General features: G+C 62.7%; 9 protein-coding genes and 1 pseudogene. 1 reads left to right on the top strand and 9 read right to left on the bottom strand.

The features are described from left to right. The 4 genes from G473_RS0104555 to oppB form a co-directional block, all read right to left on the bottom strand. On the bottom strand, positions 1-1,050 hold the full coding sequence (locus tag G473_RS0104555; protein ID WP_029012131.1) for an ABC transporter ATP-binding protein: 1,050 nt from the start codon (positions 1,048-1,050) through the stop codon (positions 1-3). 12 nt (positions 1,051-1,062) lie between these two features. Beyond that, on the bottom strand, positions 1,063-1,977 hold the full coding sequence (locus tag G473_RS0104550) for an ABC transporter permease subunit (protein WP_029012130.1): 915 nt from the start codon (positions 1,975-1,977) through the stop codon (positions 1,063-1,065). Between the two features lie 100 nt (positions 1,978-2,077). Beyond that, positions 2,078-3,919 (bottom strand): M2 family metallopeptidase, encoded by a 1,842-nt coding sequence (locus G473_RS0104545; protein ID WP_029012129.1) that lies wholly within the window; start codon positions 3,917-3,919, stop codon positions 2,078-2,080. Between the two features lie 52 nt (positions 3,920-3,971). Beyond that, the gene (gene oppB / locus G473_RS0104540; RefSeq protein ID WP_029012128.1) at positions 3,972-4,895 is read right to left on the bottom strand and encodes an oligopeptide ABC transporter permease OppB; all 924 of its coding nucleotides are present in this window, start codon (positions 4,893-4,895) and stop codon (positions 3,972-3,974) included. Positions 4,896-5,446: 551 nt separating this feature from the next. Between oppB and acnA the strand changes: the two genes are divergently transcribed. Then, complete coding sequence (gene acnA / locus G473_RS0104535) at positions 5,447-8,152, top strand: aconitate hydratase AcnA (protein ID WP_029012127.1); 2,706 nt, start codon at positions 5,447-5,449, stop codon at positions 8,150-8,152. Between the two features lie 171 nt (positions 8,153-8,323). Here the strand turns inward: acnA and G473_RS29800 are convergent. The 5 genes and pseudogenes from G473_RS29800 to smc all read right to left on the bottom strand — a co-directional run bounded on the left by G473_RS29800 (position 8,324) and on the right by smc (position 14,869). Next, positions 8,324-8,769 (bottom strand): annotated as a pseudogene (locus G473_RS29800) (transposase). A gap of 275 nt (positions 8,770-9,044) precedes the next feature. Next, entirely contained in the window at positions 9,045-9,542 is a 498-nt protein-coding gene (locus tag G473_RS29795) for a tetratricopeptide repeat protein (RefSeq protein ID WP_084437630.1), read from the bottom strand. Between the two features lie 379 nt (positions 9,543-9,921). After that, positions 9,922-10,236 carry a BrnA antitoxin family protein gene (locus G473_RS0104525; protein ID WP_029012125.1) on the bottom strand — a complete coding sequence of 105 codons (315 nt, stop codon included), beginning with the start codon at positions 10,234-10,236 and terminating at the stop codon, positions 9,922-9,924. Between the two features lie 429 nt (positions 10,237-10,665). Further along, the gene (locus G473_RS0104515) at positions 10,666-11,148 is read right to left on the bottom strand and encodes a hypothetical protein (protein WP_029012124.1); all 483 of its coding nucleotides are present in this window, start codon (positions 11,146-11,148) and stop codon (positions 10,666-10,668) included. 190 nt (positions 11,149-11,338) lie between these two features. After that, positions 11,339-14,869, bottom strand: a complete 3,531-nt coding sequence (gene smc / locus G473_RS0104510) for a chromosome segregation protein SMC (RefSeq protein ID WP_029012123.1) — start codon at positions 14,867-14,869, stop codon at positions 11,339-11,341. Between the last annotated feature and the right edge of the window lie 6 nt (positions 14,870-14,875).

The raw sequence follows: 14,875 nt of genomic DNA, 5'->3' as shown, positions 1-14,875 counted from the left end.
TCAGGCGCTCCGGGCTTCGTCGGCGGCCACATTGATGGACGGGGCGTGGGGGGCGCTGACGGGATTCTGAAGGCTGACCAGATGGCAGGCCTTGGTATGGCCGGTCAGGGTGGCGTTGGCATCGCCCACTTGGCGCAGCACTGGCAGTTCGTCGATGCAGCGGTCATGCACATAGGTGCAGCGTTCCTGGAACGGGCAGGCCTTGGGCAGGCGCTGCAGGTTCGGCGGCTGGCCGGGGATGGCGTAGAGCTTTTCCTGCCGTTCTTCCGTCAGGCGCGGCATGGAGGCCAGCAGGCCGGCCGTATAGGGATGGGCCGGCTTGTAGAAAATTTCCTGCACCGTACCGGTTTCCATGAACCGGCCGCCATACATGACCTGCACCTTGTCGCACAGGCCGGCAACCGTGCCCAGATCATGGGTGATCAGCACGATGGCGGCCTTGGTGACGGTTTTCAGGTCGGCCATCAGGTCCAGGATCTGGGCCTGTACTGTCACGTCCAGCGCCGTCGTCGGCTCGTCCGCGATCAGCAGTTCCGGCTCGCACAGCAGCGCCATGGCGATCATGATGCGCTGGCGCATGCCGCCGGACAATTCATGCGGATACTGGGCCAGGCGGCGGCCGGCTTCCGGGATGCGCACCAGGTTCAGCATTTCCAGGGCGCGCTTGCGGGCATCGGCCTCGCTCATGCCCTTGTGCTGGACCAGCACCTCGGTCATCTGCTTGCCGATGCGCAGATGCGGGGTCAGGCCGGTCATGCTGTCCTGGAAGATCATGGCGATCTTGTCGCCACGGATCTTGTTCAACGCCTTCACCGGCATGCCGACCAGTTCGGTCCCCCGGTACTTGGCGGACCCCAGCGTGCGGCCATTCTTGGCCAGAAGGCCCATGACGGACATGAAAAGCTGGCTCTTGCCCGATCCGCTTTCACCGACAATGCCGACGCACTCGCCCTCATTCACGTCGAAGGACACGCCATTGACGGCGGAGACCTCGCCATCCGGCGTGGCGAAGCGAACCTTCAGGTCGCGGACTTCCAATACTGCGGTCATATCCGGCGCCCCTTAGCGGTCCTTCGGGTCCAGCGCGTCGCGCAGACCGTCACCGATGAAATTGAAGCAGAACAGCGTCACCGCCAGGAAGACGGCCGGGAAGATCAACATATGCGGGGCATTTTCCATCTGCGCTGCCCCTTCGGAGATCAGCACCCCCCAGCTCGTCATCGGCTCCTGCACGCCCAGACCCAGGAAGGACAGGAAGCTTTCCACAAGGATCACCACCGGCACCATCAGCGTGACGAACACGATCACCGGCCCGATGACATTGGGGATGATGTGGCGGCGGATGATGTTGGGGGTGGAAACCCCTGACGCCCGCGCCGCCTCGATGAATTCCTTGCGCTTCACCGACATGGTCTGGCCGCGCACGATACGCGCCATGGTCAGCCATTCCACACAGCCGATGGCGACAAAGACCAGCACGATGTGACGCCCGAACACCACCACCAGGATGATGATGAAGAACATCAGCGGCATGGAGTACAGCACGTCGACGATGCGCATCATGATCGTGTCGATCCGCCCGCCGAAATAGCCGGCGATGGCGCCATAGACCACGCCGATGATCAGCGCCACCAGCGTGGTGACGATGCCGACCATCAACGATACCTTGGCGCCATAAAGGGTGCGGATGAACAGGTCACGGCCATTGGCATCGGTGCCGAACCAGTGGCTGTTCTCCAGCGTCGGTCCCACACCGATATAGTCCCAATAGACCTCGTCATAGGCGTGCGGGGACAGCAGGTCGGCGAAAATCGCCATCAATGCAATGATCCCCAGCACGATCATGCTGGCGACGGCCATCTTGTTGGCAAACAGGCGGCGCCTTGCATCCTGCCACAGCGACCGGCCCTGTACCTCCTCGGCGGCTTTCTCGATCAGCTTTGATCGGGCGCCGGACCCGGTGACGTCCTTCACCATCGTCTCAACTCTTCCATCAGCCGGGCAACAGCCCGTGGGGGTGACGCAAACTATCTCAACTCAAACTCTGGTGCCGGAAGCCCCCGGCACCGAAGGCTGCTTATTGCCAGCCGCAGCTCTTGCCTTCGTTCTGCTTATCCAGCCAGTCCTTCAGCGGGGCGAAATAGGCCAGCATGGCGCCGGCATCCATCTGCTCACTGCCGGTGAAGGCCTTCAGCGCTTCCGGCCAGGGCTTGGAGGCGCCCATTTCCATCATGGCATTGAAGCGCTTGCCCACTTCCGCATTGCCGGCGATGGAGCAGCGGTGCAGCGGCCCCGTATAGCCGGCCTGCTGGCAGGCTGCCTGATGGAACTGGAACTGCAGGATACGGGCCAGGAAATAGCGGACATAGGGCACGCTGGTGGCGACATGGTTCTTGGCACCGGGGTCAAAATCCGCCTCGGTACGTTCCACCGGCGCGGCGACGCCCTGATACTTCGTGCGCAGATCCCACCAGGCCTTGTTGTAATCCTCCGGCTTGATCTTGCCGTTGAACACGTCCCAGCGCCATTTGTCGATCAGCAGGCCAAAGGGCAGGAAGGCCACCTTGTCCAGCGCCTGTTGCAGCAGCAGGCCGGTATCCCCCTCGGTGGAGGGTTCCTTATCCAGCAGGCCCAGCTTCACCAGATAGCCCGGCGTCACCGACAGCGCGATGAAATCGCCGATGGCTTCATGGAAGCCGTCATTGGCGCCATTGCGGAACAGGGTCGACTGCGCCTTGTAGGCGCGCTGATAGATATTGTGCCCCATCTCGTGATGGATGGTCTGGAAATCGTCGCCATTGACCCGCATGCACATCTTGATGCGGATATCATCCTTGTCGTCGATATCCCAGGCGCTGGCATGGCAGACGACTTCCCGATCCTTCGGGCGCGTCAGCATGGAGCGTTCCCAGAAGGTCTGCGGCATCGGCTCGAAGCCCAGCCCGGTGAAGAAGCCCTCGGCGGACTTCGTCATCTTGATCGGGTCGTAATCAGCCTTGGTCAGCAGGGCCGTGACATCGACATTCTGCGTCGCCTGCTTGGGCGCCACGATGTCATAGATGTTGCCCCATTCCTGCGCCCACATATTGCCCAGCAGATGGGCCGGGATCGGCTTGTCCTGCGGGACCACATCGGTGCCGTATGTCTCGCCCAGCTTGGTGCGGGCATAGCAGTGCAGGCTGGTATAGAGCGGCTTCACCTGGTCCCACAGCCGGTCGGTTTCCGCCTCAAACTGGTCGGCCGTCATGTCATAGCCGGAGCGCCACAGGGTGCCGGCATCCGGCATGCCCAGTTCCTTGGCGCCGATATTCGCGATCTCCGCCTCGCGCTGATAGATCGGGCGCATCGGCTGGGCGACATTGTGCCAGCCGGTCCAGAGCCGCTTCAACTCCTTCTCATCGCGCGACGTGCGGAACACATCGTCGATCTCGTCCAGCGTCAGGCAGTCACTGCCATTCTCGCGGCACACCTTGCCGGTGGCATAAAGCTCGCCCAGCTTGGCATCCAGTTCCGACAATTCCTTGTTCAGGGCCGGATCAGCGGGCGACGGCAGGGCCGTTTCATTGCGCAGCAGGGCCAGCTTGCGCGCCACATCGGCGGGCAGGTCCAGCCCGACAAACTGCTTGCTCTCCGCGATCAGCCGGGCCACCAGCGCGCTATACTCCGCCCCGGCGGCTGACGACAGGGCCAGCGTATCCGGGGTGATATAGGTGTTCATCACCCAGGACTGGCGGCTCGCCGTCACCCGTGCCGCCCCCAGTTCGGCTTCCGCCCGCTCCACAAATGCGGCCGCATCCGCCACCGTCGGCTTGGCCGGGGCGGTCGCTTCAGCGTCCTTCTGACCGTCAGGCTGGCAGGCGGTCAGCAGGAACAGGGTGCCGATCGCGGCACCGGTACGAAGCAGGTGGGAAAGCCGCATGGAGGGATCCTTCAGGCGAAGATTGCGGTCGGGTATGCGTAAAGGGCCTGGATCAGTCGTACCGGACACGCGGGTCCATCAGGCCATAGACCAGATCGACCAGAAGGTTCATCAGCACGATCAGCGAGCCGTAGGTGATGACCGTGCCCATCACCAGCGTGTAATCGCGGTTGATGGCGCCCTGGACGAAATAGCGGCCGATGCCGGGCAGGCCGAAAATCTGCTCGATCACCACCGAGCCCGTCACCAGCCCCGCAATCGCCGGTCCCAGATAGGAGACGACGGGCAGCAGCGCTGCCCGCAGCGTGTGGCGGGTGATGATCAGATGTTCGGGCAGGCCCTTGGCATGGGCGGTGCGCACGAAGTTGGAGCGCAGCACCTCCACCATGCCGCCACGGGTCAGGCGGCTGACAATGGCGATCTGCGGCAGAGCCAGCGCCACGACGGGCAGCACCAGATTGCGGATCGACCCGTCGCCCAGGCCCGCCACCGGCAGCAGCCCCAGATAGATGCCGAAGATCAGCGTCAGCAGCGGTGCCATCACGAAATTCGGGATGGTGATACCGACCATGGCGAAGCCCATCACCGTATAGTCGGTCTTGGTGTTCTGGCGCATGGCGGCCAGGATGCCCAGCGTACAGCCGATGATCACCGCCAGCGTCACCGCCGACAGGCCCAGCTTCAGCGAGACGGGGAAGCCCGTGCTGATCAGTTCGGAGACGGTGAAGTCCTTATAGGTAAAGGACGGGCCGAAATCACCCTGCAGCGCATTGCCCAGATAGATCGCGAATTGCTGCCATACCGGCTTGTCGAGATTATAGGCCGCCTTCAGGTTGGCCTCGATCTCCGGCGGCAACACGCGCTCGCTGTCGAAAGGCCCGCCGGGGGCGGAATGCATCAGAAAGAAAGACAGGGCAACGATCACCAACAATGTCGGGATCGCTTCCAGCAGTCGCCGGACAGCATAAGACAGCATCTACAGAAACCCTCCATCGCGCCTTCATCCTGCATGGGCCTGCCATGCACCGGACGCATTCCCGCGCGGACGGGAGTGACGTTTCTGTGAAAAAACCACCCCTGTCAACCGCGTCCGGGCAAAAGAGGCATAATTTCAAATTCAGGGCATATTTGTTCGCGTTTTGCGCTCCCCAAAGGCCGGTTAGGGACATTTTTGTAGGCTCATATAGGGGGCAGGCGCAGGCTATCTACTTTCGGCCAGGGGCGGGTCTGCCATCCCGCGCAGGATCAGGGATTGGCCTGTGGCCCCCGCATCCGCGCTTGTGCGGGCGATCCAAGCCGATGTCGGCGCCTTTCCAGTTAAGATCGTTTCGCAACAAGACCCTACCTTGATCGAATATGAGTGAAAAGGGGGGCTGATCCCCCCTAGAGGGGTTTGCTCCGCACGTCGAAAAGCGCTAAACCACGCTCCGAAAAGCCAACCTGGCAGGCCTTGGCCCCGGACGCTGGAGCCGGGGCAAGAAGTCATGTCGCCTGCCGCTTTCGACCCCGATGGAGGAGTCACCCCCGATGTCCACGATCACCGGCCAGGACAGCCTGAAAGTCCGCCGCACCCTGACCGCCGGCGGCAAGTCTGTTGATTATTTCAGCATTCCCGAAGCCGAGAAGGCCGGCCTGGGCGATGTGTCGCGCCTGCCCTTCTCCATGAAGGTGCTGCTGGAGAACCTGCTGCGCTTCGAAGATGGCCGCACGGTGAGCGTGGACGACGTCAAGGCCGTCGCCCAGTGGCTGGTCGATAAGCGGTCCGACCGCGAGATCGCCTATCGCCCGGCCCGCGTGCTGATGCAGGATTTCACCGGCGTGCCCGCCGTCTGCGATCTGGCCGCGATGCGCGAAGCCATGGTGTCGCTGGGTGGCGATCCGACCAAGATCAACCCGCTGACCCCGGTCGATCTGGTCATCGACCACTCGGTCATGGTCGATGCCTTCGGCACCCCGCAGGCGTTTGACGAGAATGTGGACCTGGAATTCCAGCGCAATGGCGAACGGTACGAGTTCCTGCGCTGGGGCCAGAAGGCCTTCAACAATTTCCGCGTTGTGCCGCCGGGCACCGGCATCTGCCATCAGGTGAACCTGGAATATCTGGCCCAGACCGTCTGGACCGATACCGACCAGACCGGTGCGACCGTGGCCTACCCGGACACGCTGGTCGGCACCGACAGCCACACCACCATGGTCAACGGCATGGCCGTGCTGGGCTGGGGCGTGGGTGGTATCGAGGCGGAAGCCGCGATGCTGGGCCAGCCGATCTCCATGCTGATCCCGGAAGTGGTCGGCTTCAAGCTGACCGGCAAGCTGCGCGAGGGTGCAACGGCCACCGATCTGGTGCTGACCGTCACCGAGATGCTGCGCAAGAAGAAGGTCGTCGGCAAGTTCGTCGAGTTCTACGGCCCCGGCCTGGACGCGCTGACCCTGGCCGACCGTGCGACGATTGCCAACATGGCCCCGGAATATGGCGCCACCTGCGGCATTTTCCCGATCGACGCCGAGACCATCCGCTTCCTGCACTTCACCGGCCGCGATGCCGACCGCGTGGCGCTGGTGGAAGCATACGCCAAGGCCCAGGGCATGTGGCGCGATGCGTCCTCGCCCGATCCGGTCTTCACCGACACGCTGGACCTGGACTTAGGCTCCGTCGAGCCGTCGCTGGCCGGTCCGAAGCGCCCGCAGGACCGCGTTCTGCTGTCCAACGTGACCAAGGAATTCGGTGACTTCCTGGCCACCGACGTTGCCGGCCGCCCGACCAGCCAGCCGACCGATGTGGCCGGCGCTGATTACAAGCTGGATCACGGCCATGTCGTGATCGCCGCCATCACGTCGTGCACCAACACCTCCAACCCGTCGGTGCTGTTCGCCGCCGGTCTGGTGGCGAAGAAGGCGGTGGAACTGGGCCTGACCGCCAAGCCGTGGGTGAAGACCTCGCTCGCACCGGGCTCCCAGGTCGTGACCGACTATCTGAACGCCGCTGGCCTGTCCACCTACCTGGACAAGCTGGGCTTCAATCTGGTCGGCTATGGCTGCACCACCTGTATCGGCAATTCCGGCCCGCTGCCGGACCCGATTGCCGCCGCCGTTGACGCGGGCAAGCTGACCGTTGCGTCCGTCCTGTCGGGCAACCGCAACTTTGAAGGCCGTGTGTCCCCGCAGGTCCGCGCCAACTACCTGGCCTCCCCGCCGCTGGTGGTGGCCTATGCCCTGGCCGGCTCGCTGCACCTGGATATCTCCAAGGACCCGATCGGCACCGGCAAGGACGGCAAGCCCGTCTATCTGAAGGACATCTGGCCGTCGAACAAGGAGATCGAAGACACGATCGCCCAGTTCCTGACGCGCGACATGTTCGTCAGCCGCTATGCCAACGTGTTCTTAGGCCCGGAGCAGTGGCAGAAGATCAAGACCGTCGAAGGCATGACCTACAAGTGGGACGACAAGTCGACCTACGCGAAGCGTCCGCCGCTGTTTGACGGCATCACCATGACGCCGGGCGACGTGTCCGATGTGAAGGGGGCCCGTGCGCTCGCCATCCTGGGCGACAGCATCACCACCGACCACATCTCCCCCGCCGGCAACATCAAGAAGGCCAGCCCGGCCGGTGAGTACCTGCTGGAAAACGGCGTCACCGTCGCTGACTTCAACAGCTATGGCGCGCGTCGCGGCAACCATGAAGTCATGATGCGTGGCACCTTCGCCAATATCCGCATCAAGAACGAGATGGTGCCGGGCGTTGAAGGCGGCGTGACCAAGTATGTGCCCACGGGCGAGGTCATGCCGATCTACAACGCCTCCATGAAGTATCAGGCCGAGGGCACGCCGCTGGTCGTGTTCGCGGGTGCCGAATATGGCACCGGCTCCTCGCGTGACTGGGCCGCCAAGGGCACCCGCCTGCTGGGTGTTCGCGCCGTGGTGGCGGAAAGCTTCGAGCGTATCCACCGGTCCAATCTGGTCGGCATGGGCATCCTGCCGCTCCAGTACCCGGCCGGTGTGAACCGCAAGACGCTGAAGCTGGACGGCACCGAAACCTTCGACATCGTGGGTGTCGAAGCCGGCCTGAAGCCGCGCATGAACCTGACGCTGACCATCACCCGCGCCGACGGGTCGAAGGAGACGCTGGACTTGTTCTGCCGTATCGACACGCTGGACGAGGTCGACTACTTCAAGAATGGCGGCATCCTGCAATACGTGCTGCGCAATCTGGCGGTTCCCGCCGCTGCGGAGTAAGTATTGGTGTTACACCTGCCGCCGGGGTGACCCGGCGGTGGGGTGGACGAAAAAGAAGCCCGGTGGAGCGATCCGCCGGGCTTTTTTTCGTTAATATCTGGGTCTGATGGCTACTGTTTTGCGCTTCGATCCGGTCATTTCGTCTGCGCATGACTTAGGGGCCAGACTCAATCAGGTCCAGTAAGCGACGATGGTTGCGATTGCGAGGGTGGATATGAAGTTTCTGGCGAGCTTGTCGTACCGGGTGGCGACGCGTCGGAAGTCCTTGAGGCGGCAGAAGACGGCCTCGACCATCCATCGGAATTTGTACCGGACCTTGTCGAAGCGAATGGGCTTCTTGCGTGACTTTCTGCCGGGAATGACAGGCTTCGCGCCCTTTTCCTTGATCCCGGCTCGTAATTTGTCGCTGTCATATGCCCGGCGGCCAGCGCCTGCAATATCCGGTGCCAGTGCTTGCGCCCAGACCAGCGGTTGAAGCGATTGGTCGGCGGGTCATATTCCGGCGGGCAGTCCTTCCAGCGACAGCCGATCTTGAGTACATGAATAATCCCGCTGATGATCCGCCGGTCGTCAACACGCGGTGCACCAACGGTATGGCAGGGAAGGTACGGCTCAATCGCTACCCACGCTTTATCCTAAAGCCAGAAAATCTCCCGCACGCAATCTCTCCAAGGCAAATTCAACACCTTGAAATAATATTCACACAGAAATTTCAATTAAATATTTCAGTTCTGCCCCTAAGACGCCACTTTTAAGGGCAAAAGAAAAGACTTCATAAATCTCATTGTCACAAGTATTGTTGCAAGTTTTTATCGTCAATACGCCTCAAAATTTAAAAATTATAAAATAAACACTGAAAACAAATAGTTTTGTACATAGTTATATCGTATTATCATTGCATTAAACCTATTTTTCCTGCGAACTTAATTGAAATTTCTTTGTTGTTTTTTAGGGTATTGATAGTAGTTTGCGCACGCCACCATATTTTGCTAACAAATTTTAAATCAAAACTTTGAATAACTTCATCTAAAAGAAATGATACACTAGAGGAGCACAAATTATCTCCCAATTGAGAGCCAATAAAAAAATAAAACAATGCTAGAGCATTGCTTTTTGTAACGCCATTCCCCTTATAGTACATAACGCCGAGATCATGTATTCCCGATCTTTCCAAATGCCGAGCCGACAGCTTAAAAAATAACGCCGCATAAGCAATATTCGGCTCAATACCTATGTCACCTTCCAGATAGATACGCCCAAGAGCATAGGCGGCTTTTCCATTTCCAAGCCGTACAGCCTCCAATAAGGTTGGAATAGATGATAAAGTCCCTTCATTTCTCGCAATGCGGAGGGCCTTTATATACACATATCCGCCAACGGTATTCATCATATCAATTTATACTCCGTATTATTATCACGATACATTCTTGAAATGTATTGCATTTGAGGTTCTACTAAAAATGGGAAGCCAAATTTAGGCGGCCACTACGCTTGGCCGGAGGCGGAAGCGGCGACACAAGCGCTCATTCCGCGTCCGTCACGTCGCTCGGGTAATGAAGGTGATCCCCGTTAAAAAGGAGGGCGATTCTCGGGCGTCAACATAACCCCTGTCCAGAAGAGGATGCCCGTGAAAAATCACATCAGCGTCACCACCTCCATCCATTTCCTATCCGTCTGAATTGATTAGATACCTTCTTGGGCAGACACTAAAGGACAATTGATTGAAAGCAGAAACGCCTAATTCTGTCCAATATGACCGCCGCTCCCACTCACAACCCCACCGCCTTGCGCAGGGCGTCGTTCATGCAGGTTTGCCAGCCGGGGCCGGTTTTACGGTAGGCGTCCACGACATCGGGGTCGATCCGCAGCATCACTTTGACCTTGGTGTTGGTGGCCACGGGCCGACCGCGTTTGCGGGCACCGTCAAAGGCGGCCAGCAGGGCAGCGGGTAAGGCCTCAGTCGCCGGGCGGGCTTGGGCCATATCCTGATCCGTCCATTCCCGGGCATCAGGATCGGCGGCGATGCCGGCATCAATGGTGGCATCGTCGGCCAAGGTGGGGCGGGGGTTACGGGCGGTTGGCATGGCGCTTGACCTCTCTGCTGTTCGCCTTGCGCAGGCTGATGACGCGGATCGTCTGTTCGCGGACGGTGAAGACCAGGACGCAAAGGCGACCATTCAGGGGGCAATCGCCTCATACCGCGTCTCGCCATAATCGGCCCGGTCATCGACCCGCACCAGTCGCGGTGGCTTCGAGTTTGCCAGATTGAGATGGAAGCGGATGGTGTTTTTCTTCCGTCATTCCCGCGAAGGCGGGAATCCATAATCCGTTGCGTTGCTTGGATTCCCGCCTTCGCGGGAATGACGGAAAGGGGGGCTTCGGCTTACCCCCACAATCTCTACGCCAACGGACTCTGCCCATTCTGCCGCCGGGCCCAAACGCCCCACCGCGCCCAATAAAAAACCCGGCAGATCGCTCCACCGGGTTTTTCATTTCCGTCCATCCCCCAATGGTCAGCGCTGGAGCTGGCCCTGTTGCGGGATCAGGGCGAGGCAGTTTTCCACGATGCGGTAGCATTGGCCGAGGCGGGAGGAGGGGCCTTGGCTGGCGCCGCCATAGACGATGCGCTGCACCACCCCATCCTTCAGCGTGAAGGTGGCCTGGCAATCGCGGGTTTCCGTGTCCGGATAATCGCGGAAGCCACCACCCCAGCCCCAGGGCGACCAGGGGCGGTAATAGCCATAGCTGGCGGAGAAGCTGGGCATCGGCGTGGTGACGATGCGCTCGCTGGTATAGGTGAAATATTCCACATTATCGACGGTGGCGCTGCGCGTGGGCACGCCGGCGCACGAAAGCAGGGTCTGCTTCGGCATGCCGACAAAAGCCTGTTGCGCGTACAGCGCCTGATCGGCCTGCGGGTTGGCACAGGCGGCAAGGCCCATCAGGGCGGCCGCCCCTATCGCAACACGCATGCCCGTCTTCAGACGAGAAACCATTTCTCACACTCCTTCATGCGTCCGGAGGCCTATGCGGAAGGCCCACACTGCCGCCCCTTTGTGTGGATCATGCCAGGGGTTTCCCCCTTCTCACACGACCGTCATCACATACCCTGTCTCTATAAAATGGCATCGGTGGGGCATTGTTGCAATGTGACGAAAAGCAACCTTTCCCCGCCCAATGGGAAATTCAGCTTTCCACCATCTCTGCCGCCCGTGCCAGATCAACCGATACCAGCTTGGACACGCCCCGTTCCATCATGGTGACGCCGAACAGCCGGTCCATCCGCGCCATGGTCAGGCGGTGGTGGGTGACGATCAGGAAGCGGGTGGCGCCGCTGCGGGCCATTTCCTCCACCATGTCGCAGAAGCGGCCCACATTGGCCTCGTCCAGCGGCGCGTCCACCTCGTCCAGCACGCAGATGGGGGCGGGGTTGCACAAGAACACGGCGAACAGCAGGGCCAGCGCCGTCAAGGCCTGCTCCCCGCCCGACAGCAGGGACAGAACCTGCAATTTCTTGCCCGGCGGGCTGGCATAGATTTCCAGCCCCGCATCCAGCGGGTCTTCGGCTTCCGTCAGCTTCAGATGCGCCGATCCACCGCCGAACAGGCGGGTGAACAGATCCTGGAAATGGCTGTCCACCTTGGCGAAGCTGGCCAGCAGCCGTTCCCGCGCCTCCCGGTTCAGGCTGTTGATGCCCTGGCGCAGGCGGGCGATGGCGGCGGTCAGGTCGTCCTTCTCGCTGGTCATGGTCCCGATCTGGGTTTCCATTTCCGCCACTTCCTGCTCGGCCCGCAGGTTGACGGGGCCGATCCGCTCCCGCTCCTCCAGCAGCCTGGACAGGCGCTGTTCCAGGGCGGCCGGGTCGGGCCGCTCCCCTTCTGCCATTCCGTCCAGGCCGGTGGCGGCGGCAATCTGGTGCGGCTCGCATTCCAGCTTTTCGGCAATGCGCTCGGCCAGGGCCTGCATATGCTGAAGGGACTGGGCGACGGCGGCCTCGGCATGGGCGCGGGCCTCGCGCGCATCGGCCAGGGCGGTTTCCGCCTGTGTGCGGGCGCGCTCGGCCTCGGCCAGTTCCGCCTCGCTTTCCTGCAGGGCTTGCAGCGCATCGGCGCGGTGGCGCTCTGCCGTCTGGATCTGGGCGGCCAGGATCTGGCGCTCCTCCGCAATGGCCAGCGGACGTTCGGCCAGGGTCTCCAGCTCCTCCCGGCCTTCCAGGGCGCGTTCTTCCAGTTCTGCCAGCCGGCTGGCCGCCCCTTCCACGCGGGTGGCCCAGCCCTGTTCTTCTTGTTGCAGCAGGGACAGGCGGCGGCGGCGCTGTTCTGCCTCCCGCAGCACCTGATCGGCGCGGGCCTGCCGGGCGGCCAGCGTGGCGCGCAATTCCCCCTGCCGGGTACGGGATTGGGCAATGGCATCGCGGGCGATGGCGGCATCGGGCAGCGCATCCAGCAGGGCCTGGGCCTCCGCCTCGGCCAGTGCCACCTCTGCCCGGTCGGCCTCCAGGGCGGTCAGGCTGCCCTGGATGGCGTCCAGCCGGGCGGTGGCGGCTTCCATCTCCGCCTTACGCCGGGACAGGGCATCGCGCGCCTGCTCCACGGTGCGGAACCCGGTGCGCACGGCTTCGCGCGCCAGCTTGTCGCGCTGGGCGGCCCTGTCCTGGGCCTGTCGGGCGTCTGCTTCCGCCCGCGCCGCATCCTGGCGCGCTGTGGCGTGGCGGTCGCGGGCACTGTCGAGCGCTTCTGTGGCGGCGTCCAGATCCAGGTCCAACTCAGCCAGCCGGTTGCGCTGGGTCAGGCGGATGGCGGCGGCGGTGGGGGCACCGGGCTTGCGGGTCAAGCCATCCCAGCGCCACGCCCCGCCATCGCGGGTCACCAGCATCTGGCCGGGCAACAGGCGGGGGGCCAGGGATGCCGCCTGGGCGGCATCGGTGGCAATGCCGATATAAGGCAGGCAGCGCGCCATTGCCGGCGGTGCTTTCACATGGGTGGAAAGCGGCACGACGCCCGCCGGCAGGGCGGCATGGTCGGGCAAGGGCGGCAGGCCCTGCCAATAGACATTGGCGGCGGCATCCAGGGGGGCCGTCAGGTCATCGCCCAAGGCCGCGGCCAGCGCCTGCTCATACCCGGTATCCACGGTCACGGCGTCAATCAAGGGCGGGAACAGGTCGGCCTCGTCCAGCCCCAGCAAGGCCCGCAACCCGTCGCGCTCGGCCTTCAGCCTTGTATAGCGCGACTCGGCCTGGGTCAGCGCCTCCCGGCTGCGGGCCTGGGCGGTCAGGGCATCGCTGCGCACCTGATCCAGCCGGCGGTCGGCTTCCAGCTTGGCGGCTTCGGCTTCTTCCGCCTCTTCCCGCGCGCCTTCCAGGCTTTCTTCGGCCAGGGCCAGCGCTTCTTCCGCGGTGGCCAGTTCCAGCCCATCCGCCAACCCCTGGCGCAACTGGGCTTCCTGGGCCTTCTGGTCGGCCAGCCTTTTATCCAGCACGGCCAGCCGGGACTGCTGGTCGCGCAGCCGGCCCAGATGGGTGTTGCGCGCCGTCTCCTCGGCCCCGGCCTGTTCCAGCAGGGCGGCCAAGGCCAGATCGGCCTGTTCCACCGCATCGCGGGCGGTCAGCAGGGCTTCTTGGGCTTCCTCCTGCTCCAGCGCTTCTTCTTCCTGCGCCATCAGAAGCTGGGCGCGCTCTTCCCGCAGGCGCAGCAGGGCATTGTCGGCATCGGTGGCCAGTGCGCGTTCGCGCGACAGGTCGGACGCGATCTGGGCCAGCCGGCGCTGGGTGGCGGCCTGGGCCTCGGCCACGCGTGCTTCCTCCGCCGCTAATTGTTCGCGCGACAGGACCAGCCGTTGCAGGGCGGATGCAGCTTCGGCCTCGGCCTGCCGTTTGGGCGGCAGGGTGGCGGCGATGGCGGCGCGGTTTTCGGCCAGGGCGGTCCCGGCCAGCATGGCCTGGCGCACCGCCTCATCCGCCTTTGCATGGCCGCTGCGGGCGCGGTCCAGCGTCGCCTCCGCATCCTGCCAGCGTATATGCAGCAGGCGCGCTTCCGTCTGGCGGATATTTTCCTGCACATTGCGATAGCGGGCGGCCTGCTTGGCCTGTTTGCGCAGGGTTTGAAGCTGGGCATCCATGGTGCCCAGCACATCTTCCAGCCGTGTCAGGTTGGTTTCCGCCGCGCGCAGACGCAGTTCCGCCTCATGCCGTCTGGCATGCAGGCCGCTGATGCCGGCGGCTTCTTCCAGCAATTGCCGCCGGTCGGCAGGCCGCGCATTGATCAGCGCCCCCACCCGGCCCTGGCTGACCAGGGCCGGGCTGTTGGCGCCAGACGCATTATCGGCAAACAGGATTTGCACATCGCGGGCGCGCACGATCTTGCCGTTGATGCGGTAATCCGACCCCGATCCGCGTTCCAGCCGGCGGCTGATCTCCAACTCGTCAAACTCGTTGAAGGGCGGGGGTGCGGTGCGGGCATCATTGCCCAGCACCATGGTCACTTCGGCAATGTTGCGGGCAGGGCGCGTGGCGGTGCCGCCGAAGATCACATCATCCATATCCTCCCCGCGCATACGCTTGGCCGAGGTCTCCCCCATGGCCCAGCGCAACGCCTCCAGCAGGTTGGATTTGCCGCAGCCATTGGGGCCGACCACGCCGGTCATGCCGGGTTCGATCAGCAGTTCGGTCTGGTCAACAAAGGATTTGAAGCCGGTAAGGCGGAGCTTGGTGAACTGCACGTGGAT

Source organism: Niveispirillum irakense DSM 11586, from assembly GCF_000429645.1.
Classification (GTDB): Bacteria; Pseudomonadota; Alphaproteobacteria; order Azospirillales; family Azospirillaceae; genus Niveispirillum; species Niveispirillum irakense.
Note: the sequence above shows the minus strand (reverse complement) of the source record. Positions and strands in the feature narration are given on the sequence as shown.

Excerpts from the sequence above, each read along its gene's own strand:
- G473_RS0104555 (WP_029012131.1), bottom strand. The coding sequence starts at position 1,050 with ATGACCGCAGTATTGGAAGTCCGCGACCTGAAGGTTCGCTTCGCCACG.
- G473_RS0104550 (WP_029012130.1), bottom strand. The coding sequence starts at position 1,977 with ATGGTGAAGGACGTCACCGGGTCCGGCGCCCGATCAAAGCTGATCGAG.
- G473_RS0104545 (WP_029012129.1), bottom strand. The coding sequence starts at position 3,919 with ATGCGGCTTTCCCACCTGCTTCGTACCGGTGCCGCGATCGGCACCCTG.
- oppB (WP_029012128.1), bottom strand. The coding sequence starts at position 4,895 with ATGCTGTCTTATGCTGTCCGGCGACTGCTGGAAGCGATCCCGACATTG.
- acnA (WP_029012127.1), top strand. The coding sequence starts at position 5,447 with ATGTCCACGATCACCGGCCAGGACAGCCTGAAAGTCCGCCGCACCCTG.
- G473_RS29795 (WP_084437630.1), bottom strand. The coding sequence starts at position 9,542 with ATGATGAATACCGTTGGCGGATATGTGTATATAAAGGCCCTCCGCATT.
- G473_RS0104525 (WP_029012125.1), bottom strand. The coding sequence starts at position 10,236 with ATGCCAACCGCCCGTAACCCCCGCCCCACCTTGGCCGACGATGCCACC.
- G473_RS0104515 (WP_029012124.1), bottom strand. The coding sequence starts at position 11,148 with ATGGTTTCTCGTCTGAAGACGGGCATGCGTGTTGCGATAGGGGCGGCC.